This is a genomic window from Chitinophaga lutea (assembly GCF_003813775.1).
Taxonomy (GTDB): Bacteria; Bacteroidota; Bacteroidia; order Chitinophagales; family Chitinophagaceae; genus Chitinophaga; species Chitinophaga lutea.
Genome location: NZ_RPDH01000001.1, coordinates 2,348,812 through 2,372,424, shown reverse-complemented (window position 1 = coordinate 2,372,424; position 23,613 = coordinate 2,348,812). Strand labels below are relative to the sequence as shown.

General features: G+C 50.3%; 19 protein-coding genes. 12 read left to right on the top strand and 7 right to left on the bottom strand.

All coding sequences use genetic code 11. The features are described 5' to 3' along the window. Nucleotides 1-34 precede the first annotated feature (34 nt). Together EGT74_RS09585 and EGT74_RS09580 are read left to right on the top strand one after the other, a co-directional pair. Nucleotides 35-1,081: a VWA domain-containing protein gene (locus EGT74_RS09585; RefSeq protein WP_123846286.1), complete on the top strand. Its 1,047-nt coding sequence runs from the start codon at nucleotides 35-37 to the stop codon at nucleotides 1,079-1,081. Then, nucleotides 1,078-1,836, top strand: a complete 759-nt coding sequence (locus EGT74_RS09580) for a tetratricopeptide repeat protein (protein ID WP_123846285.1) — start codon at nucleotides 1,078-1,080, stop codon at nucleotides 1,834-1,836. The genes EGT74_RS09585 and EGT74_RS09580 overlap by 4 nt, the downstream gene beginning before the upstream one ends. Before the next feature lie 203 nt (nucleotides 1,837-2,039). Here EGT74_RS09580 and EGT74_RS09575 read toward each other — a convergent pair whose 3' ends face one another. Beyond that, nucleotides 2,040-2,891 carry a helix-turn-helix domain-containing protein gene (locus EGT74_RS09575; protein ID WP_123846284.1) on the bottom strand — a complete coding sequence of 284 codons (852 nt, stop codon included), beginning with the start codon at nucleotides 2,889-2,891 and terminating at the stop codon, nucleotides 2,040-2,042. Between the two features lie 173 nt (nucleotides 2,892-3,064). On the opposite strand from EGT74_RS09575, the gene ispG reads away from it, so the two are divergent. Both ispG and EGT74_RS09565 read left to right on the top strand, forming a co-directional pair. Continuing rightward, nucleotides 3,065-5,020, top strand: coding sequence for a (E)-4-hydroxy-3-methylbut-2-enyl-diphosphate synthase (gene ispG / locus EGT74_RS09570; RefSeq protein WP_123846283.1), 1,956 nt, complete (start codon nucleotides 3,065-3,067; stop codon nucleotides 5,018-5,020). Between the two features lie 322 nt (nucleotides 5,021-5,342). After that, nucleotides 5,343-5,861 carry a hypothetical protein gene (locus tag EGT74_RS09565; RefSeq protein WP_123846282.1) on the top strand — a complete coding sequence of 173 codons (519 nt, stop codon included), beginning with the start codon at nucleotides 5,343-5,345 and terminating at the stop codon, nucleotides 5,859-5,861. A gap of 49 nt (nucleotides 5,862-5,910) precedes the next feature. Here EGT74_RS09565 and metH read toward each other — a convergent pair whose 3' ends face one another. Continuing rightward, nucleotides 5,911-8,619, bottom strand: a complete 2,709-nt coding sequence (gene metH / locus EGT74_RS09560) for a methionine synthase (RefSeq protein WP_123846281.1) — start codon at nucleotides 8,617-8,619, stop codon at nucleotides 5,911-5,913. Between the two features lie 18 nt (nucleotides 8,620-8,637). Further along, the gene (locus tag EGT74_RS09555; RefSeq protein ID WP_123846280.1) at nucleotides 8,638-9,654 is read right to left on the bottom strand and encodes a homocysteine S-methyltransferase family protein; all 1,017 of its coding nucleotides are present in this window, start codon (nucleotides 9,652-9,654) and stop codon (nucleotides 8,638-8,640) included. 455 nt (nucleotides 9,655-10,109) lie between these two features. On the opposite strand from EGT74_RS09555, the gene EGT74_RS26880 reads away from it, so the two are divergent. Continuing rightward, nucleotides 10,110-10,286 carry a hypothetical protein gene (locus EGT74_RS26880; protein WP_158618072.1) on the top strand — a complete coding sequence of 59 codons (177 nt, stop codon included), beginning with the start codon at nucleotides 10,110-10,112 and terminating at the stop codon, nucleotides 10,284-10,286. Nucleotides 10,287-10,370: 84 nt separating this feature from the next. On the opposite strand, the gene EGT74_RS09550 is transcribed toward EGT74_RS26880, so the two are convergent. Then, nucleotides 10,371-11,054, bottom strand: a complete 684-nt coding sequence (locus EGT74_RS09550; RefSeq protein ID WP_123846279.1) for a ComF family protein — start codon at nucleotides 11,052-11,054, stop codon at nucleotides 10,371-10,373. An 18-nt stretch (nucleotides 11,055-11,072) separates the two neighbouring features. Continuing rightward, on the bottom strand, nucleotides 11,073-12,449 hold the full coding sequence (radA, locus tag EGT74_RS09545) for a DNA repair protein RadA (protein ID WP_123846278.1): 1,377 nt from the start codon (nucleotides 12,447-12,449) through the stop codon (nucleotides 11,073-11,075). 567 nt (nucleotides 12,450-13,016) lie between these two features. Here radA and EGT74_RS09540 point away from each other — a divergent pair. From EGT74_RS09540 to pyrH, 6 genes are all read left to right on the top strand, one after another. Further along, nucleotides 13,017-13,706 carry a zinc metallopeptidase gene (locus EGT74_RS09540; protein WP_123846277.1) on the top strand — a complete coding sequence of 230 codons (690 nt, stop codon included), beginning with the start codon at nucleotides 13,017-13,019 and terminating at the stop codon, nucleotides 13,704-13,706. A 235-nt stretch (nucleotides 13,707-13,941) separates the two neighbouring features. Next, complete coding sequence (gene rplM / locus EGT74_RS09535; RefSeq protein ID WP_123846276.1) at nucleotides 13,942-14,385, top strand: 50S ribosomal protein L13; 444 nt, start codon at nucleotides 13,942-13,944, stop codon at nucleotides 14,383-14,385. Between the two features lie 13 nt (nucleotides 14,386-14,398). Then, entirely contained in the window at nucleotides 14,399-14,788 is a 390-nt protein-coding gene (rpsI, locus tag EGT74_RS09530) for a 30S ribosomal protein S9 (RefSeq protein WP_074241452.1), read from the top strand. Nucleotides 14,789-14,833: 45 nt separating this feature from the next. Then, complete coding sequence (gene rpsB, locus EGT74_RS09525) at nucleotides 14,834-15,838, top strand: 30S ribosomal protein S2 (protein WP_123846275.1); 1,005 nt, start codon at nucleotides 14,834-14,836, stop codon at nucleotides 15,836-15,838. A gap of 113 nt (nucleotides 15,839-15,951) precedes the next feature. Continuing rightward, complete coding sequence (tsf, locus tag EGT74_RS09520) at nucleotides 15,952-16,776, top strand: translation elongation factor Ts (protein ID WP_123846274.1); 825 nt, start codon at nucleotides 15,952-15,954, stop codon at nucleotides 16,774-16,776. A gap of 167 nt (nucleotides 16,777-16,943) precedes the next feature. Further along, on the top strand, nucleotides 16,944-17,657 hold the full coding sequence (gene pyrH / locus EGT74_RS09515; protein ID WP_123846273.1) for a UMP kinase: 714 nt from the start codon (nucleotides 16,944-16,946) through the stop codon (nucleotides 17,655-17,657). A gap of 176 nt (nucleotides 17,658-17,833) precedes the next feature. On the opposite strand, the gene EGT74_RS09510 is transcribed toward pyrH, so the two are convergent. Both EGT74_RS09510 and EGT74_RS09505 read right to left on the bottom strand, forming a co-directional pair. Next, complete coding sequence (locus EGT74_RS09510; protein WP_123846272.1) at nucleotides 17,834-18,394, bottom strand: hypothetical protein; 561 nt, start codon at nucleotides 18,392-18,394, stop codon at nucleotides 17,834-17,836. Nucleotides 18,395-20,956: 2,562 nt separating this feature from the next. After that, on the bottom strand, nucleotides 20,957-22,897 hold the full coding sequence (locus EGT74_RS09505) for an ATP-binding protein (RefSeq protein ID WP_123846271.1): 1,941 nt from the start codon (nucleotides 22,895-22,897) through the stop codon (nucleotides 20,957-20,959). Between the two features lie 373 nt (nucleotides 22,898-23,270). On the opposite strand from EGT74_RS09505, the gene EGT74_RS09500 reads away from it, so the two are divergent. Then, the gene (locus tag EGT74_RS09500; protein WP_123846270.1) at nucleotides 23,271-23,546 is read left to right on the top strand and encodes a hypothetical protein; all 276 of its coding nucleotides are present in this window, start codon (nucleotides 23,271-23,273) and stop codon (nucleotides 23,544-23,546) included. Nucleotides 23,547-23,613: the final 67 nt, after the last annotated feature.

The following is a 23,613-nucleotide window of genomic DNA, read 5'->3' as shown; positions in this document are numbered from 1 at the left end:
ACCCCGGCGCCGACCGGGGTACGCCGTTTTAACCATGTTAAGATTTCAACACACTGAATACCTCTGGGCATTCGTCCTGCTGATCGTACTCGCACTCGCTTTCGCCTGGGTAACCTGGTGGAAACGCCGGTCTATCCGCCGTCTGGGCGACCCAACGATGGTCGAAAAGCTGTTCAGCGGCTATTCCCGCCGACTGTTCACCATTAAATTCCTCTTACTGTTCATCGCCTTCTTTTTTGGGGTGATCGGGCTGGCCAACCTGCAAAAGGGCAGCCGGGTGGAAAAAATCACCCGCAAAGGGGTGGACGTGATCATCGCGCTCGACGTGAGTAAAAGTATGCTGGCCACCGATGTGAAACCAGACCGTCTCACCCGCGCCAAACAGGTGGTGGCCAGGCTGATGGAAAAACTCGATAACGACCGCCTGGGCCTGGTGGTGTTTGCCGGCAACGCATACCTGCAGATGCCGCTCACCGTAGATTATTCCGCCGCCAAAATGTACCTGAACAGTATTTCGCCCGACCTCATTCCCCGGCAGGGCACGGAAATCAACGAGGCCATCCGCGTGAGCGACGAAGCCTTCAACCGCAAGGAACGCAAACACAAAGCCCTCATCATTATTTCCGATGGGGAAGATCATAACGAAGGGGCCGTTTCCGAAGCCAAAAAAGCGCTCGAAAACGGCGTGGTGATCAACACCATCGGCATCGGCTCCCCCACGGGCTCCCCCCTTCCCGATCCGGAAAGCGGCGGCATGAAGAAAGATAAAGACGGCAACCTCGTGGTGTCCAAACTCAACGAAGAGGCCCTCAAATCGCTCGCATCCACCGGTAAAGGCATGTACCTGCACCTGATGAACAATACAGACGAAGTGGTGGAGGCCCTCTCCGACAAGATCCATAAAATGGAGCAGAAAGAATTCGGGGAAAACGTATTTACAGATTACAACAGTTATTTTCAATATTTCCTGGCCATCTGCCTGCTGCTGATTGCGCTGGAGTTCTTTGTGCCCGAAGGCAAAAAGAAACCGGCCGATGCGGACGAACTGCCGGGACTTAAAACAACTTCGAAAGCCGCATGAGGAAGAGCATTTTTCATATCGCCGCTGCCGGTTTGCTGCTGTTATGCGCAGCCGGGGAAGGCCTTGCGCAGGAAGGCACCAGCAAACTGATCCGCCAGGGTAATGCCCAGTATAAAAAACAACAATACGCCGATGCCGAAGCCAGCTACAAAAAAGCGCTGGAGCGCAATAACAAATCGGTGGAGGGCAATTACAACCTCGGCAATTCCTTTTACGAACAGAAAAGGTACGATGCCGCGCGCCAGCAGTACGCCAACACAGTGAAAATCAGTCCCCGCAAAGACGTGAAAGGCGACGCTAACTACAACATCGGCAACACTTTCATGGAAGATAAAAAATGGCAGGAAAGTATCCAGAATTACAAGGCAGCGCTCAAAGCCAACCCGTCCGACGAAGAGGCCCGCTACAACCTCGCCTATGCACAGGCCATGCTGAAAAAACAACAGGGCGACGACAACAAGAACAATAAAGACAAGGACAAGAATAAAAAAGACAAGCAGAAAGACAAACAGGACCAGCAGGATCAACAGGATAAAAAAGACCAGCAGGACAAAAAAGATCAACAGGATCAGCAGAAAGACCAACAGGACAAAGAAAAGGAACAACAGCAGCAACCACAGCCCAAGCCCAGCAAACTGACACAGGATGAAGCCAAACGGCTGCTCCAGGCGCTGGCCCAGCAGGAGAAAAAACTGCAGGAAGACAAGATGAAAAAGGTGAAAGGCACGCCCGGTACGGTGGAAAAAGACTGGTAAACTCCCTTACATAAAAAAGCCGCCTGTTCAGTCATACAGGCGGCTCGTCCTAACTTTTCTTACTTTTTACTTTCTTACTTTCCTTTCCCTAACACAAAGCGTTTTCTCAAACGCATAAAAAATACATGGTTTCCGTTTAGACGAAGTGTAAAATTAACACCCATTTTGTGCCCTGATTTGGACAAATGGGCGATTATCTGGTATTATTTGAACATTGTTTCCCTGAATTCCTGCGGAGAGGCCGCGGCGTGGTGCCGGAAAAAACGGCTGAAATAGGCCGGATCTTCAAACCCCAGCTCGTAACAGATTTCTTTAATGCTCCGGTGGCTGAACGCCAGCTGCCTTTTGGCCTCCAGCACCAGCCGGTCGTGCACCATATCCGTCACCGTTTTACCGATGGCGTCGCGGGTGATTTCATTGAGTCGCTTGGCAGTAAGGGCAAAGTGGCCGGCATAAAAGGCCGCCTGGTGCTCCGTCCGAAAGTTGAGTTCCACCAGTCTTCGCAGCTGGATGATGCGGGCGTCGTGATTCAGGAAATCCGGTGAATTGGCGGCGTTGTGTTTCTTTTCCCTTTCCGCCAGCAGCAAAAAGGCATTCAGGTAATGTTTGATGACGCTGCTGCCGGTTTCGAACTGCACCGCCAGTTCCTGCCGCATTAGCCGGATGATGAGGCCGAAGCTATCGGCCGCGGCCTGTCCGATGCGGATGGGCGCATATTCCTGGGAATCGTCGAACAGGGTGGTGAAATCGTATAAAGTTTCCCGGTCGTGTTTATTCGTGAAATAGAATTTTTCAGTGAAAGTGATGCTGAAACCGTAAAAGCCGGTTTTGGGAAGCTGGTGTACCTGCCCGGGCCTGAGCAGGAAGATGGAATTATCCGTCATCTGGTAAGTCACAAAATCGACGATATGCTCGCCGGATGCCCTGGTAAACCACAAAATCTGGAAATCGTGGTGCCGGTGGGGCAGGCCCGCCAACTCCGTATCAAAGCTCTCCACTTCGAATACACTGAACTGTCCCTTCAAGGGTAATTGCTGATAGGGTATGGTATCCACAGTATAAATGTTACATATAGTTCGGTTACAAACAAACTGTTACGCAGTTATGCCTAAAGCTACTCAATTAATCGCCAGGAGCGATTACCGTTCATAAAAAATATCAAAATCCCGGGCGGAGCGAACGCAGAATTATTTCCTAATTTTGTCTTTACATCTATATAAAAAATTTCATGCAATTATATTGCCCATCGCTGACTGAATATAAACGCCTGGCCACTCTGGAAGTAAAAGTGGGCGACCTGACCATCGGGAATTTTAACCCGGTGCGCATTCAAACCATGACCACGACAGACACGATGGACACGGCCGGTACGGTTGCCCAGGCCATCCGCTGTATCGAGGCCGGTGCAGAGCTGGTGCGCATCACGGCCCCCAGTAAAAACGAGGCCGAAAACCTGCTCCCCATCAAAAACGAGCTCCGCCGGCAGGGATACACCACTCCCCTGGTGGCCGACATACATTTTACGCCCAACGCCGCCGAGGTGGCCGCCCGCATCGTGGAAAAGGTGCGGATCAACCCCGGTAACTACATCGATAAAAAGAAGTTCGAACTGCTGGAGTATACCGACGCCGAATATCAGGAAGAGATCGACCGCATCCGCGACCGCTTCACCCCGCTGGTGAAAATCTGTAAGGAATACGGCACCGCCATGCGCATCGGCACCAACCACGGTTCGCTCAGCGACCGTATCATGAGCCGTTATGGCGATACGCCCATGGGCATGGTAGAAAGTGCCATGGAATTCCTCCGCGTAGCGGAAGACCTCCAGTTCCGGAACATCGTGCTCAGCATGAAATCTAGCAATCCGCAGGTGATGGTACAGGCCTACCGCCTGCTCGTCAATACCATGCAGCAGGAACTGGGGCATTGTTACCCGCTCCATCTCGGGGTAACCGAGGCCGGCGACGGGGAAGACGGCCGCATCAAATCCGCCGTAGGCATCGGCACGTTGCTGGAAGACGGCGTGGGCGACACCATCCGCGTTTCCCTGACGGAGGATCCGGAATTTGAATTGCCTGTTTGCCGCGACATTATAAAACGTTACACGCACCGTATTTCACACCCACCGATTCCCGCTCTGCCCGATACCGGCAAACTGCCGTACGATCCTTTCAATTACAAGCGCCGTGAAACCGGTACGGCGGAAAACATCGGCGGCAAGCAGGTTCCCGTTGTGGTAGCCGATTTCAGCCATCTGCCGCTGATTTCCCATCACGACCTGCAGGCGATCGGTTATGCGTACGATGCGCCTACGGATAAGTGGAACATCGGCGATGCGGCAGCCGATTTTATTTTTACCGGCAACCATATGCTGAGCTTCGCCCTGCCCGGTACCCTGCGGGTGATTGTGCAATACCATACCTGGCTGCATGTGGAAGATAAGGAAAAATACCTTCCCTATTTTGACGTGGAAGGTTACCTCGCCGCTGCCGCGCAGGGCCATACAGGCAGCCATCTCAATTTCGTTGCCGTGAATGCCGACGACCTCGGCACCCCGCATTTCAGCGCTTTCCTAGAGGCGCTGGCCGCAGGCGGCAACATTGTACCGGTGGTATACTCCAACTCCCCGCACGCGATGGCGGCGGTGAGGCGCGCATTGGCCGAACTGATGCTGCAGCGTGTAACCCAACCTGTTATACTCCGCAGCAACAGCCATGAAGCACACACAGCCGATGAAACGCTGGCGCACTTCGCCATTGAAACCGGCGCATTGCTGCTCGATGGTTTTGGCGACGGACTCTGGCTGAAGGGCCGCCCCGAGCCGGCGCAACTCAACAACATTGCGTTTGGCATTTTGCAGGCAACCCGCACCCGCATCTCCAAAACAGAATATATCTCCTGCCCTTCCTGCGGCCGTACCCTGTTCGACCTCCAGGAAACCACCGCCCGTATCCGCGCGGTCACTAATCACCTCAAAGGCGTCAAGATTGCCATCATGGGCTGCATCGTCAACGGCCCCGGCGAAATGGCCGATGCCGATTTCGGGTACGTTGGCAGCGGTGTGGGGAAAATTACCCTCTACCGTGGCAAAGAAGTGGTAAAACGTGGCCTCAGCAGCGATGTGGCCGTAACCGAGCTGATCAACCTCATCCGCGACAACGGGATGTGGGTAGATGTGAAATAATCTGCCGGATCTGGGCAGCGTCTGTTTATCACGAACAGGCTGCAACAGCCAAAAAACAAACAGAGGCGCTACGGGAGCGCCTCTGTCAAAACGTAACTGGGGTTAACTTACAGTGTGTACCTTAACTTTTTGTGACTCGAATTGTTTTTTGGGGTTAAATGCAATTCCTAAGCATAACACAAATGTACTACCCATTAGAGGGTAGGGCAAGCGTAGTTTTACGCAACTTTCTGCGTGTTTTCCCTGTAAATCAATTCCTTCTTTTTGAACAATTCTGGTCCTTTTGGTATTAAGCTTGTGATAACCTTCAAAAGCTTCGATCATGAAATACCTGCCACTCGCGTTATTCATCATTGTACTGATGGCCTGCGGCCCCAATAGTTCGCAAATGGGCGACAAATCAAAAGACCCGGGTGATTCAGCCACCAACGCACCAACAGCTTTGACAGTACGGCCGATAGAAGGGTACTTTGTAAAAAATACCATCAAACAAAACGACAGCGTTACCTGCTGGCTGATCAGCAGTGTTGTGGAGCAGGACAGTATCCTGGGCATGGCGAAAACTATGACCAATACCATCGATACCATTGATTTCTCCCGCGAAATCATAGCGGCCGTAGTGCTCCGGCCTTCGGAACTGACGCAAAGCATCCGGCTGGCATCCAGCGAAATCACCGACGACGAGGTGCGGCTTCACTTTGCGATAAAGGCGGACACGCCTAAACGCACCTTCACGGCCGCCGCACTCTGGATGGCCGCCTTCCCCAAAACGCCGGCTGTAAAAGCCGTTAAGTTTTACAATGGCGACAAACTTATGCGAACCCTCGATGTAGCCAAATAAAAAAGGCGCTCCATAAACGGAGCGCCTTGCATTCGTTTATACAGCACTGTTACATATCGTATTCCAGGTTGGGGCGCAGCCAGCGCTCCGCTTCCTCCAGCGGCCAGCCCTTCCGCTGTGCATAATCTTCCACCTGGTCTTTTTCAATCTTGCCCAGGCCGAAGTATTTCGACTGCGGGTTGGCAAAATACCAGCCACTAACACTTGCAGCGGGATACATCGCCAGTGACTCCGTCAGCGTGATACCCGTCGCTTCGGTAGCGCTCAACAGGTCGAACAGCTTGTATTTTTCGGTATGTTCCGGGCAAGCCGGATAGCCGGGCGCCGGGCGTATGCCAAGGTATTCTTCTTTGATCAGTTGCTCGTTGCTGAGGTGCTCATCCGTGGCATAGCCCCAGAATTCTTTTCTCACACGCTCGTGCAGGAGTTCCGTAAATGCTTCGGCGAGGCGGTCGGCCAAGGCTTTCAGCATAATACTGCTGTAATCGTCGTGGTCCTTTTTGAACTTTTCGAGCCATTCTTCGATGCCCTCTCCTGCCGTTACTGCAAAACCACCAATGTAGTCCTGTTTGCCCGTGGAAGCAGGGGCGATGTAGTCGGACAGGCTGATATTGGGTTGACCAGGAGCCTTTTTGATCTGCTGGCGCAGGAATTCCAGGGGCACCTCCGCACCGTCGATAGCCGTTACATGCACCGTGTCTTCGCCGTTGGAGCGGGCCGGGAACATGCCGATCACCGCGCGGGCGCGCAGCCACTTTTCGCTGATGATGCGCCGGAGCATTTCCTGGGCATCATTATAAAGGCGGGTGGCTTCTTTGCCCACTACTTCATCGCTCAGTATCTGGGGGAATTTGCCGTGCAGTTCCCAGGCAATGAAGAAAGGCTGCCAGTCGATGTATTTCGCAATTTCCCCCAGGTCGTAGTTGTCGAACACCTGCGTGCCGAGTACTTTCGGCTTAACCGGCTGAAACTCGTTCCAGTTGACAGGCACTTTATTGGCACGTGCGTCCGCAAGCGGCAGGTATTGTTTTACCGGCTTTTTGTTGCGGAAGGCATCGTTCAGTTTTACATATTCTTCTTTTACTTCCGCGAGGAAGTTTTTGTGCAGCGCTTTGTTCAGCAGGTTACCGGTTACGGTTACACTACGCGATGCATCGAGCACGTGCACCACGCCGTTTTCATATTCAGGCGCAATTTTCACAGCGGTGTGCGTGCGTGAAGTGGTGGCGCCGCCGATCAACAGCGGGATATTGAACTGCTGCCGTTTCATTTCGCGGGCGATGTGCACCATTTCGTCGAGGCTGGGGGTGATGAGGCCGCTGAGGCCAATCACGTCTACCTGCAGTTCGCGGGCCTGCTGCAAAATCTTTTCCGCAGGCACCATCACACCGAGGTCTATGATGTCGTAGCCGTTACAGCCCAATACCACGCCCACGATGTTTTTACCGATATCATGTACGTCGCCCTTCACCGTAGCCAGCAATATTTTACCGGCCGATTTTATTTCACCGCCGTTCAGGGCTACGAATTGTTTCTTTTCTTCTTCGATGAAGGGGGTTAGTACCGCCACCGATTTTTTCATCACCCTGGCGCTTTTCACTACCTGGGGCAAAAACATCTTTCCGCTGCCGAAGAGGTCGCCCACCACATTCATGCCGGCCATCAGCGGGCCCTCGATCACTTCGAGCGGGCGTGCATATTTCTGGCGCGCTTCTTCGGTGTCTTCATCAATGTAGTCGGTAATCCCGTTCACCAGGGCATGGCTGAGCCTTTCTTCCACCGTTCCTTTGCGCCAGGCCTCGTCTTTTTCCACCACTTTCCCTTTGGCCTTCACTGTTTCGGCGAAGTTCACCAGGCGCTCGGTTGCGTCGGGTCGGCGGTTCAGGACGGCATCCTCGCACAGTTCGCGGAGCTGCGGCTCAATTTCGTCGTAAATCTGGATCATGCCCGCATTCACGATGCCCATATCGAGCCCCGCTTTGATGGCATGCAGGAGAAACACGGAGTGCATGGCCTCCCTCACCACATCGTTGCCGCGGAAAGAGAAAGACACGTTGCTGACACCACCACTGATCTTGGCCAGTGGCATCAGTGCTTTGATCTGGCGGCAGGCCTCTATGAATTCTACCGCGTAATTATTATGTTCTTCGATGCCGGTGGCAATGGCGAAGATGTTGGGATCGAATATGATATCCTGCGGTTCGAAGCCTACTTTTTCGGTAAGAATCTTGTACGCGCGGTGACAAAAGCTGACACGCTTTTCGAGCGTATCGGCCTGGCCCGATTCATCAAAAGCCATTACCACCACCGAAGCACCGTAGCTCTGGCAGATGACGGCGTGCTCGATGAATTTTTCTTCTCCTTCCTTCAGGCTGATGGAGTTCACGATACATTTGCCCTGCAGACATTTAAGCCCCGCCTCTATGACGCTGAACTTGCTGGAGTCGATCATGACTGGGATGCGGGAAATATCCGGCTCGGATGCGAGCAGGTTGAGGAAAGTGGTCATGGCCTTTTCGCCGTCGAGCAGCGCATCGTCCATATTCACATCGAGAATCTGCGCACCGCTTTCCACCTGCTGGCGGGCAACGGACAAAGCTTCTTCGAACAAGCCTTCACGAATGAGCCTTGCGAATTTTTTGGAACCGGTTACGTTGGTACGCTCCCCGACGTTGATAAAGTTGGTCTCCGGCCTTACCACCAGCGGCTCGAGGCCGCTCAAACGCAGGTAAGGCTTAATGGTGTTGGTAGTGTTCATGCTTTGACTCCTGTGTTCTTATGCCAGTGTAGTTTCCACCACCGGCAAGGGACGGGGGGTGATGGATTTCACATGATCGGCAATGTGGCGGATATGGTCCGGTGTGGTACCACAGCATCCGCCTACAATGTTTACAAAACCCTCGCGGGCAAAATCTTCAATAATGTGCGCTGTTTCGTGGGGTTGCTCATCATACTCTCCGAAGGTGTTGGGAAGGCCCGCATTCGGGTAGCAGCTCACATAACAGTTGGCGATCTGCGACAGCTCTTCCACGTACGGCCTCATCTGGCTGCCGCCCAGTGCGCAGTTAAGTCCTATCGAGAAGGGCCTTGCGTGCATCACCGAAATATAGAAGGCCTCCAGCGTCTGGCCGCTCAGGGTTCTGCCTGAAGCATCCGTGATCGTGCCGGATATCATGATCGGCAATTCAGGTTTGCCGGTATCGCGGAAGTATTTTTTGATGGCGAAAATCGCGCCTTTGCAATTGAGGGTGTCAAAAATTGTCTCGATCAGGAGAATGTCCGCGCCCGCTTCTGATAAAGCCTTTACCTGATCGTAATAAGCATCCACCACTTCGTCGAACGTCACGGAACGGAAACCGGGGTTATTCACATCCGGTGAAATAGACAGGGTTTTGTTCAACGGGCCGATGGCACCGGCTACAAAACGCGGCTTGTCCGGGTTGCGGCGGCTATAGTCTGCGGCAGCTTTTTTTGCGATGGTAACGGCAGCCGTGTTCATCTCAAATGCAAGGTGCTGCATGTCATAGTCCGCCTGGGCGATCACGGTGCTGCTGAAGGTGTTGGTTTCTATGATATCCGCGCCGGCCTCAAGATATTCCCGGTGAATCGCTTCAATGATATCAGGCTGGGTGATAGACAGCAAATCGCTATTGCCTTTCACATCCGTGTGATAGTCTTTAAAACGTTCCCCTCTGTAATCGGATTCCTGGAGTTTATAGCGTTGGATCATGGTGCCCATAGCACCGTCAATTATTAAAATGCGCTCGCGGGCGCATTGTGCTAATGATTTCATGGCAATAACGTTTATTAGTTACGGTTTACAATGAACCCGCAGGCCGAACAATAAACAAATCTACCTCCGGGCAAATGCAAAGATAGAAAAGTCCCCACTAATAACATAATAACGTTGAAGCACCCTTCATGCAGCTGGTCCGCCGATGATTCACTCTATCATAATTAACTTATAACCAATTCATTATAATTAATTTATAAAAAACCTCAAAAATTATTTGCATTTAGTCTACAATTCCTATTATATTTGTAGGGTAATACAACGAGATCAAAACCAAAAACCAACCGTTTAACTTTTTAGAACTATGCTTTTAAAGGAGATGCAATCGGACCCGGAACATTTGCAGCGTGCTTTTTCCTACCACCACCGCGCTGCCGCCGGATGTTGCTGTATGTGCCGCTGATACCTTACCCAATCAGTCATCACACATACACTCACCGGAAAAAGAAAATAACATGAACATCAGGGACGACATCGGGCAATTGAGCCTGCGCCTGGCCAAACTGGGCCTTCAGGCAGTAAATATTGAAAACTCACTCGCAGACGATACGTTTAAGGTGGTTTACATCAATAAGAACGCTGGCAAACAAAGCATCTCCCAAAAGGGAAAGAACAAAAAAACTTCCTCATAGCTGTAGTTGACATAATGCAACAATTGCGTATTCATAACGTGGAATAGTTACCAGAGACAGGTGTTTTCGAACACCTGTATTTTTTTATCTACTGGCGTAAGCCAGGCTGCAGATACTTACACTGACTTTATCTTCTACCAACAGGGCGCGGGCGCAGGCCTCGAGTGTGGCCCCAGTGGTCAGTACATCATCTACGAGTAAAATGTGCCGGTCGCGTACTGCGGCGGGTTTTCCCAATGCAAATGCGGTAGCAACGTTGTTCCAGCGGTCGGGCCGGGATTGATGGGTTTGAGTGGTCACGGCCTCTGCGCGTGCCAACACGTCCGGCTGCATGGGACAACCAAGCACCCCTGCGATGCCGGCGGCGAGGAGTGCTGCCTGGTTATAACCGCGATGGCGTTGCTTTAACCGGTTGAGCGGTACCGGTACAATGAGACTCAGCTGTTGCCACCAGCTGCTCTGTTGCAGTTGAAGACCCAGTTGCCGGCCCATATACAGTGCAATGTCTTTCCGCCCGTGATATTTAAACTGGTGGATCAGCCGCTGTAAATGCGCATGGCGGCCGAAGTAATAACCGGCTGTGGCATGCCGCAGCTGTACGCGGCCCCAGAATATCTTCTCAACGGGATTGTGCGGCAGGCTGTGAAAATTGGTCACCGGCAACTTAACGGCGCAGCGGAGGCAGAGCACTTCTTCGCGGCGGGAAAGGTCAAGGCCGCAGCATTCGCATGTACGCGGGTACAGGAGGTGCAACAATGGATGCAACATAATATCTGAGTTATCGGGTTAAAACAACCGCTGGTAAACTTCGTCCACTCTCCCCAGCGACACCACTTCGATATTAAATTTACTGAAATCGAGCCCCTTCTTATGATATTTGGAGATAAATATTTTTTCGAATCCCAGCTTCTCCGCTTCCGCAATTCTCTGTTCGATCCGGTTTACCGCGCGAATCTCGCCGCTCAGGCCCACTTCGCCCGCAAAGCAGCATTTGTGTGAAATCCCGATGTCTTCAAACGAAGATAACAGTGCGCACAGCACAGCCAGGTCGATGGACGGATCTTCGACCTTGATGCCGCCTGCAATGTTGAGGAATACATCTTTCATACCGAAATGAAATCCACCGCGTTTTTCCAGTACAGCCAGCAACAACTGCAGCCTTCTGAGATCGAAACCGGTGGCGGTACGTTGTGGCGTACCGTAAACGGACTGGGTGACCAGTGCCTGCACTTCCACGAGCATCGGGCGCAGGCCCTCGATGGTGGCGGCGATGGCAACCCCGCTCAGCATATCGTCCCGCTGTGAAATAAGAATCTCCGATGGATTGTTGACCTGCCGCAGGCCGTTTCCTGTCATTTCATAAATACCCAGCTCGGCAGTAGAACCGAAGCGGTTCTTGATCGTCCGCAGGATACGGTAGGCGTAATGCTGGTCTCCTTCAAACTGTAAAACCGTATCCACCATATGTTCCAGCACCTTAGGCCCTGCAATGGAGCCATCTTTTGTGATGTGCCCGATCAGAAAAACAGGCGTGTTGCTTTCTTTCGCGAAACGCATCATTTCTCCTGCTGTTTCCCTGATTTGCGATACGCTCCCCGGTGCGGATTCAATCAGGGGAGATTGCAATGTTTGTATGGAATCAACGATGACCAGTTGCGGCTCGAGTTTTTTGATTTCCTGGAAGATGGCCTGCGTGGAAGTTTCTGTCAGCAGGTAAAACTGGTCGTTATGAATCTTCAGCCGGTCCGCCCGCATTTTTATCTGCTGCTCACTTTCCTCCCCGCTGATATACAATGTTTTAATGTTCTTCAACATAAGGGCGTTCTGCAGAAAAAGCGTTGACTTGCCGATGCCCGGCTCTCCGCCCACGAGCACGAGGGAACCCGCCACTATGCCGCCTCCCAGCACTCTGTTCAATTCCGCATCAGGCGTTAACCAGCGTTTTTCTTCTATCGCTTCCACTGCATCCAGGTGCACTACTTTCGGTGCGCGCGGCTGATCAATTTTTGTGCTTTTCCATTCCTGGCGGTGCAGGGGCAACTCTTTCTGAACTTTTTCCTCTACAAAGGTGTTCCATTGATTACAGGAAGGACATTTACCCGTCCATTTTGCCGATTCATATCCACAGTTCTGGCAAAAAAAAGCTGTTTTGATTTTACTCATGCAACAAAGTAAGCCGAAAAAAAGGAGAAGTGATTTTTGTTGCAGAAAAAGTTAAAATACCGATCCAAGAGAAGAAAAAAAGGCGGCAAAAATCCCCGAAAAGAGAAAAGAGCCAACGGAGGATTCCGCTGACTCTTTCTACTTACTAACCCATTAAATTCAGGACTAAATTACTAAATGGGATGAGAATAAAAAAGTTTATTTAAAGGATGTTAATAACTTTTAAAGTGTTAATTCCTGTGGCAGTCAGTCGGCTGTAACCCCCTATTGTAGCCTGTTTCGCCTGCAGATAATTTTATATAAAAAGCTGTAAATTATTGATAGCTAAGGGAGGTAAACCCGGTATTCATATATCAAATTCACGTCATATTATATATCAGACAAATATATAAAACGAAGCTCAAAAATGGGGGTTTCCGGCCAAACTGTCAGTGTTAATTTTTTGCTGCTGACAAAAAATATGTGTAACCGGTCGGTTTCGTTCAAAAAATGTTAAATCGGGTGAATGGTAGGAGATTTGATAGGTATTAGGAGTAATTTTATGTCAATAATTAAAAACAACAACAGATGACTCCAGGAATTATGATTGTATCCCTCATTTTTGTGGGTATCAGTATGCTGGTCAGCCTCCGGTTGAAGAGTAAGTTTAAGGAATACAGCCAGGTGCCTTTGTCTTCCGGCCTTACAGGCAAGGAAGTAGCGGAAAAGATGCTTAAAGATAATGGTATATATGATGTAAAAGTATTATCTGCTGACGGTTTCCTGAGCGACCACTATAACCCGGCCGACAAAACGGTGAACCTGAGCCCGGACGTATATAGCGGGGCCAGCGTGGCCGCCGCGGCCGTGGCGGCACACGAGTGCGGGCACGCGGTGCAGCATGCCACCCGTTATACCTGGCTGAACTTCCGGTCCAAAATGGTGCCGGCGGTGAAAATCAGCTCTTCGCTGGTGCAGATCGTGCTGATCGCGGGTATTTTACTGGTAAATATATTCCCGAACCTGCTGCTGGCAGGTATCATACTGTTCGGGGTGACCACCTTGTTTGCCATTGTGACGCTCCCCGTGGAGTTTGACGCCTCCAAACGGGCGCTGGCGTGGCTCGACAGTACGGGTATGACATACAAGGCTGAGCACGACAAGGCGAAGGATGCCCTCTGGTGGGCAGCAATGACCTATGTGGTGGCGGCAGTCTCCTCCGTAGTTATATTATTACAATATTTAATGATATACCTGGGTGCCCGCGATCGCAATTAGCCTTGTGAAAAAATCCTGTAAGGGCCGGGCTTCCGGCCCTTTTTTGTGCCTGTAGTTCTTTAAAACCGGCGGTTTAATAACCTGTTGATAACTCTATGTCAAATTTTTTATTGAAAATCAATTCGTTACAAGCGCGCCCTGTAAAAAAGACCTGTAAATTGATGGTTTTATTCTTTTTCCGCCTTAGCTTTGCACTCCCAAACAGGGCGAGATTTAATTACTATTTTATTAAGCAATGAATACTTTAAGTTTCAAAACAAAATCTGCTAACGACGCTTACGTAAAGCGCGACTGGTACATTGTGGATGCAACCAACATGACCGTGGGCAGAATGAGCGCCAGGATTGCAGCAATACTGAGAGGTAAGAACAAACCTTACTACACCCCTCATACTGACTGTGGCGACAACATCATTGTGATCAACGCCGACAAGGTTGTTTTCACTGGTAACAAACTGAATGACAAAGAATACCTGACTTACTCCGGTTACCCCGGTGGTCAGAAAGGTGAAACCGCCAAAGACCTGCTGAAACGCCGTCCTGAAGTGGTGATCGAAAGAGCTGTAAAAGGCATGCTTCCTAAAAACCGCCTGGGCCGTGCGATGTACAAAAAACTTTTTGTTTACGCTGGTGCGGAACATCCGCATGCTGCTCAGAAACCGCAGTCTTTAACTTTCTAATCACACCTGAATAATGGAAAAACAAAAAAATACTATCGGTCGTCGTAAGGAAGCAGTTGCCCGCGTATATGTGAGCAAAGGTACCGGCACCATTCTGGTGAACGACAAGGATTATAAAACATATTTCGCGCTGATCTACCTGCAGAACCAGGTTGAAGCGCCTTTCAAAACCATTGACGCGCTGGATAAATTCGATGTAAAAGTGAATGCACAGGGTGGTGGCATCAAAGGCCAGGCAGAAGCGGTAAAACTGGGCATTGCTCGCGCACTGTGCGAAATCAACCCTGAATTCCGTCCTGCGCTGAAAGCAGCCGGCCTGCTGAAACGTGACCCCAGGTCTGTTGAACGTAAGAAACCAGGTAAAGCTAAAGCAAGAAGAAGCTTCCAGTTCTCTAAACGTTAATGATTGCAGCATTCAATTCTTGACCATCAATTTGATTAAAACAACATGGAAAATAATACTTCATTACAGCAGCAGTTACTGGAAGCCGGTGTACACTTCGGTCACCTGAAGAAAAAGTGGAATCCTAAGATGCTGCCTTATATTTTCGCAGAAAAGAAAGGTATTCACATCATAGACCTGAACAAAACCGTTGAAGGCCTGCAGGAAACAGCCGCTGCGCTGAAATCCATCGCCAAGAGCGGTAAAAAGATCATGTTCGTGGCTACCAAAAAGCAGGCGAAAGAGATTGTAGCCGATGCTGCAAAACGCGTTAACATGCCTTACGTAACCGAAAGGTGGTTAGGTGGCATGCTCACCAACTTTGCTACCATCCGTAAAAGCGTGAAAAAAATGCAGAGCATTGAAAAAATGCTGGCGGACGGTACTTTCGACAACATCACCAAAAAAGAGCGCCTCACGCTCTCCCGCGATAAGGACAAAATGGAAAAAGTGCTGGGTGGTATCTCCCAACTGGCACGTGTTCCGGCAGCCCTGTTCATCGTAGACATCAGCCACGAGCACATCGCGCTGGCTGAAGCAAAACGCCTCGGCGTTTCTACCTTTGGTATGGTGGACACCAACTCCGACCCTACCAAAGTTGACTTCGCTATTCCCGCGAATGACGACGCTACCAAATCCATCGCCATCATCGTTAGCTACATCGCTGCAGCTATCGCAGAAGGCCTGGCAGAAAGAGCTGTAGAGAAAACTGACGAAGTGGAAGAAGAAGAAGCCGACAACAAAATCCGCAAATTCGAGCTGGAAGGCGGTGATGACCGTGGCGAAAGAGGCCGCAGACCGGGTGGTCCCGGCGGCAGAAGCGCAGGCCCTGGCGGTCAGCGTGGCCCAGGTGGTCCCGGTGGCAACCGTGGTGGTGGTAACCGTGGCGGTGGCCCGGGCCGAAGCGGCGGTGGTAACCGTCCCGGCGGCAATCGCCCGGGTGGCAACCGTCCCGGCGGTGGTGGCGGATTCCGGCCCTCCGGTGCAGGTAAACCTGGTCCTGCCAGATAATTACTGAACATACACAGTTAGAATAGTGAATCGTGAATGATACCTGTCGTTCACGATTCACATTATAAATTCTCCCGTAACTACATTTTAACTCAATAAACTGATTATATATCATGGCAACAATTACAGCAGCTGATGTAAACAAACTGCGTCAGCAAACCGGAGCCGGTATGATGGATTGCAGAAAGGCACTGGTAGAAACTGACGGTGACTTTGAAAAAGCAGTGGACTACCTGCGCAAGAAAGGCCAGAAAGTGGCTGCTCTTCGCTCTGACCGCGAAACCAAAGAAGGCGTTGTAATCGCTAAAACGAATGCTGAAGGTACTGCCGGTGTAGTGATATTACTGAGTTGCGAAACCGACTTCGTGGCAAAAAATGAGGACTTTGTGAAGTTTGCCCAGTCTATCGCCGACCTCGCACTGGCCAATAGCGTTAAAACTGTTGAAGAACTGAATGCAGCAGCCCTTGACGGCGCTACTGTTGCCGACAAAGTAAACGACCAGGTAGCCAAAATCGGTGAAAAAATCACCCTGAGCAAATTTGAAAGAGTGGAAGCTGCCGCTGTAACCGCCTACATCCACGGGAACTACCGTATGGGCGTACTGGTTGGCTTCAGCAAAGCTGTAGGTGAAGACACCGGCAAAGACGTAGCTATGCAGATCGCCGCGATGAACCCGATCGCTGTAGATGCAGCCGGTGTTCCCGCTGAACTGGTGGCCCGCGAAAAAGAAATTGCTATCGAGCAGATTAAAGCCGAAGGCAAACCTGCTGAAATGGCCGAGAAAATCGCTGCCGGCAAAATCGCTAAATTCTATAAAGAAAGCACGCTGCTGCAACAGGCATTCGTGAAAGACGGTAACAAGTCTGTAGCAGATCACCTGAAATCTGTAGACGGCGACCTGAAAGTAACCACTTTCAAACGCATTGCATTAGGATAATCCATTATGGAAATATAAAAGGAGAGAACGAAAATTCTCTCCTTTTTTTTGCATATACGTTTCGAGGGGATAATTTTGAGGATGGATTTGTATATTTGGCAGTCATTCCAATAACAAATCAGGGTTCGTTCGGGAGAATTTTAGATCTTACAATAATTATAGCTGACATGTTGCCAAAGTACAAAAGAATTCTGCTCAAGCTGAGTGGTGAGTCTCTGATGGGAGATAGTAATTATGGGATTGATCCGAAAGTGATCACCCAGTATGCGCAGGATATTAAAGCCGTAACCGACCTGGGAGTTCAGGTAGCCATTGTAATTGGCGGAGGTAATATTTACCGAGGGATGAATGAGGCGGAAACCGGTATTGAACGGGCACAGGGAGATTATATGGGCATGCTGGCCACCGTTATTAACGGTATGGCGATGCAAAGCGGCCTGGAACGGGCCGGCATGTATACCCGGCTGCAGTCCGCCATCAAAATGGAACAGATTGCGGAGCCTTATATCCGCCGCAGGGCCATCCGCCATCTTGAAAAAGGCCGCGTGGTGATTTTCGGGGCCGGTACCGGTAACCCTTATTTTACGACGGATACTGCCGCCTCGTTGCGTGCGATAGAAATACAGGCGGACGTGATTCTGAAAGGCACCCGTGTAGACGGCATCTACACCGCCGACCCGGAAAAAGATCCGGCAGCTACACGCTACGAGACCATTACATTTTCCGAGGTTTACCAGAAATCACTGAATGTGATGGACATGACCGCCTTTACGCTTTGCCAGGAAAACAAACTGCCGATTATCGTTTTTGACATGAACAAGATTGGCAACCTCCTGCACGTGATCATGGGCAGAAATGTGGGTACGCTGGTGAAAGGATAAACCTGCCACCAGGCGACTCCGATTCATTGAACAGATATTATTTGTTACAAAGGCCGGTTCAACGGATACCCGTTGACCGGCCTTTTGTTGTAAAAAACCCCTTCATCCGGGGAAGAATCCGCGGATATCTGTTCTGTTCTGTGCTTATGGAGAAGAATGCAGTATGCGCCGGGTGATTACGGTGGCAAATGTTGATTGTAATGCGTTAACGCTGGCACATCTGGCCCCTCGGCTCCTTGCGCCTGTTGAATCGTTGCTTTTGGGGCAGTTTCGTTTATGGGATCTTTGCGATAAAAGGCAGCTGAGGAAAATCTGTAATCTTCAGCGCGTTCGCAGCAACCGGCTATCACCGGCATCTGGTGCATGATGTTCAGTTTTTCCTGCGCTTCCGTCAGACTGGCTATCACAAGTACTTCCGATTTTCGCTCCCAAAACTGGAATTGCCGGTCGGCCTTAGGTGTTCGGTATGTTTCCAGTTCTCTGCGGTTTACGGCCTTCAGCCGGTGTTTGATTTGCTGGGCGGTGAACTTCAGCAGCATCTGCCGGATATTTTTAAGCTCCCAGGCAGGCTGTTTTCTCCACAACAAATGAAATTCATTCGGCAGGACCACAAAACCATACAGCCATATGCGGTTTTCCTGCACCATAAAGGTGAGGCTGTCCAGCATAATTTGTTTGTGTATATCGTCTTGCAGCAGCCACCGTCCATTTACGCAATACGCAGAGAGCAGTTCCATATGTTTGTGGTTTCAGTGGTTGGTTTTGTTTATTTTCTGCCAGAGTGAACTCATCGTGGCCCCGACGATCGATGCTGTTCGTTTCTCCGTCCAGAATTCGCTCACCTTAGTTAAGGCGGATGCTGTTTATTTCTTCGTCAGCTCATCGTGATTCCGGTGGTGATACTGTTTATTTCCCCATCCAGAGTACGTCCATCCTAGTTAAGGCGGTTATGCTGTTCGTTTTCTTCGTTAAGCGAGCTCATCGTGATCCCGGTGGTTGATGCTGTTTATTTCCCCCGTCCAGAGTGTGCTTGCTTTAGTTAAGGCGGATGCTGTTTATTTCTTCGCTAGGTGAGCCCATCGTGACTCCTACAATGTTGTCTATTTCTCTGTCTAGGGCGCTCATCATGATTTAGGCGGTTGAAACTGCTTATTCCTCCTTCGATAGTACTCCATCCTAGCTAAGGCGATTGATGCAGCCCAGTTCTTCACCAGGTGAACTCGCATACACGATGTCTCAAAAAATAAAGGCTGCCGGTGGCGGATGGCCAGCTCAGACGTTGTTGTGTTGTACTAAATCAGGATGTCTGTTCCTGCAACAACCTTCACAATGCCGGTGCAGGTTAAAATCAATTAAATATACCTGCTGCCGCGATCGTCTCAGGATGCGCAAGCTGGACGCCAGCCACCCTGCACCGACAAGCCTTTTAAGAAATCCCACGTATTTCTAGGAAGCCGTATATATTCCGCATTTAAGCATTACTACCTATTCTTGCATGCCCTCACGCCAAGCATAAATATTTTATGCGGCAGCGGATTTTTGTGCAACAACCCAGAAGGAATAACCTCATACATCACAAGTGCGGAAAGTGCCAGGACGCCTTCAGTGTTCACCCCAAAATTCAATGGAAGAAGGGCTTTTCTTTCGAAAAGTTTATCGTCCTGGCGAATATGTTGATGTTTGGATTTAAGTAGCTACGATTGCTTGGATCTAATAATGGCCACCAGACTATTGTTTGGGCATGAGTTAAATGCGGCAAAAACGTTTGTTTGAGTTTGAGCATCAACAAGCACTTGTTGGGTATGAACTATCCCAGCAAAATGTTTATTGAGTATGGACAAGCATATAACTGCGAAAACAAAATTCCTTCCTCTCAACACTCTCATGTGCAATTCTTCCGGCATTCCCCGGTTTCTGGCGTTAACCCAATTGGTGTTTTCCAAACGTTCTCCTTCAATGAACTCCGGAAACCCAGGCACTTAGCTAGTTTAACATGTGCATGTCTCCAAGCAAAAAACAATTTTTCTTTGCTGTATATGAGGCATGACAAAGCCTATCCCGCAGACGCCCAGGCACCGGAGGAGCAGAAGGTTTTTGCAATCAGGATAATGCATCCATTAACCGGCATACATTCCCGTTATGTAGATAGTGGTTTGCCTTGCAACGAAATCGATGTTGCCCGTCTCACCGGTCCGTCACGCTTATGAAAATGTGAAGAAATACGCATTAATATCCGGCTCAATCCCTTGTTGGCGCTATAACATGTTGGATCGTTCCCTGAAAGGCCGGTGCCGGGCAACGGTTCCTTCCGGCATTTGTCAGATGCTGTTTTTTTCAATGTGTTGGTTTTTAAATAAACATATGTTACATGCAAATCTTCGTGTATGACTCGTTTTTTGAATAAAAATGGTGATGAAATTAACCAGGAATCATGTTGCTCCGGCATCCGCAACCGGGGGAGAGCCGGCTCGCGTAAAAACTGTTATCCTGTTCATAACTACTTGTGGGTTTAACAAAACGATTAACAGGTGCAAAATAATATAGGAAGTTGAATTAACAATCGTTCATTCTGTTCATTTTCGAATATGGTGTTAACACCTGATCTGAGGGATTATTCCAGCGCCTGATTCGAAACCAGCCTTGGCAGGTAACCGCGACATCCATCCTCTTCTTCATCATATCAACCTCTTGTTATAAAGCTGCCTATTGGCAGATAGTGGTATCTCGTACCCCATTTTGATGCCTGCATTGAATTACAAAAAAAGTAAACTCCATGATCTTACTAACACTGCCCGACAATAAGGGATATGTGGGTTGGCAGATAAGAACAATTCCGCTTTCGTATTTCTGCCGTGAAGACGCTCGATTCGAATCCCTCCGATTGCTAGACAGCTGCACCCCGTACCCCGTCTGATACCGCCATTGAATTAGAAAACAAAGTAGCCACCGTGATCTCACTAGCACTACCCTGACAATAAGGGATACACGGGTTGGCAGGCAAGAACTATTCCGCTTTCATATTTCTACCATGAAGACACTCAATTCGAAACCCGCCTGTTGGTAGACAGCGCCATCTCGCACTCCATTTTGATGTCCACATTGGATTACAAAATAAAGCAGGCCCCACGATCGTACTCGTGTTACCCCGATGATAACGGATATACGGGTTGGCAGATAAGAAACTATTACGCTTTCATATTTCTACGCGAAGACACTCGATTCGAGACCTGCCTGTTGGCAGACATCAGTTCGCGACGCTCATCTCATCGTATACCCGGGATGCAGGCAGACACTTCTCATTACACCGCCGCATCCAGTTCATATTCAAACGTCGCATATTGCTCCCCATCACTTTTTACGGTAATCGTGCCGTTCATTTTCTCAATAAAATCCTTGCAGATAATCAGCGCCAGACCTGCCCCTCTCCCCGTTTCCCGCGCCATTTTACCGGGTAGGCGGTAGTTGAAAATATACGGCATATCCACCGCATGGATACCGGCTCCTTCATTGGTAACCGTCACACGCACACGATTTTCGTGCAGTCGGGCCAGTACATAAATATGATGCCCTCTCCGCGTGTATTTAACCGCATTGTGCAGCAGGTTGCGGTTGACAAACTGGAGCATCTCCCTGTCTGCCAGTATCATCAGCCCCTCTTCCACCTCGACCTCGAGCAAAATGCCCTTTTCCATTATTTCGGTCGCCAGCGGCTCCAACGCCTCGTCGAGCAAATGCCGCACCCCGTGAGGATTTGGCTGATATTCGAACCCGGATAACTGTGACTTCACCCAGCGCAGCACCGTCTCAAAGAGCTGCAGCGTTTCCGTAGCCGTGGTGGCAATACTGAAGGCCATTTCCCGGAAATGTTCGGGGGGAATATCCTTTCGCCGGAATAGTTCCGTGGTGCTGATTATCTGGCTTAGCGGCAGCCGGAAATCATGTGCCAGGATACTGATCAGCTTATTCTTGAAATCGTCGTGATGCTGTAATTCCCTGTTTTTTTGTAGCAGTAATTGGGTGGTTTCCTTATACAGTTTTTTCCTTTGCACTGCAACCCGCTGTACCCGTAAAAAGGCCAGCAGCAGCCCCACTACAAGCAGTACAATCACACTGAAAAAGAAGATGATCAGCTGGCGGTTGGTAATCTCCAGCTGGCCGGCGGCACGGGATTGCCGCTGCAGCGCATTGTTCAGGTGAAGCGCCCGCAGCTCCCTTTCCTGCAAAAAAGACTCCATATAATCCAGCTCTCCTTTGGTGCGCATGACACTTTGCTGTTCCCCTATCTCGCACATCACGTCCGCAAAGTGGAAAGCCCGCGCCTGATCGATTTTTTTATAATACCGGTACAACGATGTCACAGGCGCCATCACCAATCTCTTATACCCGCCGGCAACCGCAGCATCCAGCATCCTTTCGCGGTATAGCAACGAGTCTTTTAGTTTTGCGTAGGAGGCATAGATGTCGAGCTGGGCATTCCCGTATACGGCCAGATAAGTCAGCCCTGCCGGGAGCGCGTTTTTCACGAGCTCATTGATTTCGTTCATCGCCTGCTGCACCTGGCCGTTCAACATTCTTTCATGTGCCAGGAAAAGTCCGGTATAGGTTGTCATCCTCCCGTCGTGATACCGGGTGGCAATGTCGTGCGCCTTGTGCAGCGCCCAGCGGGCGGAATCCTGACGCAGGCTATCTTCCGCAAATACCACATAATAATGGGTCAATACAGGCACCCACAACGAATCGCGGAGCAACCTGCTGCCGATGGAAATGGCCTCCTGCAGGTAGGGGGCCGACAACTGGGTTTGCCCCTGATAATGATAATAGGTGCCGATGTTGGCGAGGGACTGGCTGATGCCGGCTGAATCGCCCAGGTTGCGGTAGCGCTGTAGACTTTCAAGGTAGAAGCGGTAGGCGAGGTTATTATTATTCATGAAAGTGAAACATGCCCCCAGGTTCATGTAGGCATCGGCCAGCCCCTTGGGGTATTTGAGGCGCTCACAAAGCAGGCGGGCGGTTTCGGCGTAGTGCCGGCTGCTGTCGAGGTGCTGTACCAGGTACAGGGCGCTGATGCGGTTGAGAATATTGGCATACTGCAGGCTGTCGTGCCCATACAGGGGGAGCGACGATTGCAGCGAGTGGATGACTGTTTTCTGTGCGCCGGCGCGGAGGGCACAACACAGCATGCACACGCAGAGCATGGAACAAATAGTCCAAACGTGGCGGGGAGGGGAATACTTTGTCATGTTTTATGTATCAGGCAGTCTAAGTCTAATGGTTCAATTTCAGGGTATGATCAGCCGGCATAGTAGTTCCACCGTCGTTTCGCCCGGCGCAGCCTCAATTTGGGAGCTATTTCCCGGATAATTTGTTAAATGCTTGTAAAAGATCCGGCCTGTTCAAAAAATGAACGCGCGTTGCCGGAAGCGCCTGAAAATGAATAAAATGAACAGCAAACGATCGATTGCAGTGTAGTAATTTACACCTAATCGTTGGAATTTGGATGCCCCTATCAGTCATTCGCCAACCCCGCTTTCCCCCATGTGAATGGTTCCCGCAGCATCAGACCGGGGAATGACGGTCTTTACAATCGCGTTTTTTAACCAAAAACTCCCTCATATGGAAAACTTGCAAGTTCAGCATTATGGCTGCCAGGAACTCGACACTACCGTTGCCAAAGACATTAACGGAGGATTCCTCGGACTTAGTTTAACCAACGTAAATGGTAAACTGACGGTAGGCGCACAATTGGACACCAATGCCCTGCTTTCTTCCGTACCCGGCCTGCCCGGTACCGGCGGCGGCGGTTTACCCGGCCTGGGTGGCCTGGGCAGCTTACTGACCCCGGTAACCAACCTGCTCAACAGCCTGCTGGGCGGCGCACTGCGTCTCTAACAGCGAAATTTGTGAAGGTGGACTAAACGAGTCGCCTTCTTACTCTTTAGCGGCTTCCTCCCGGGGA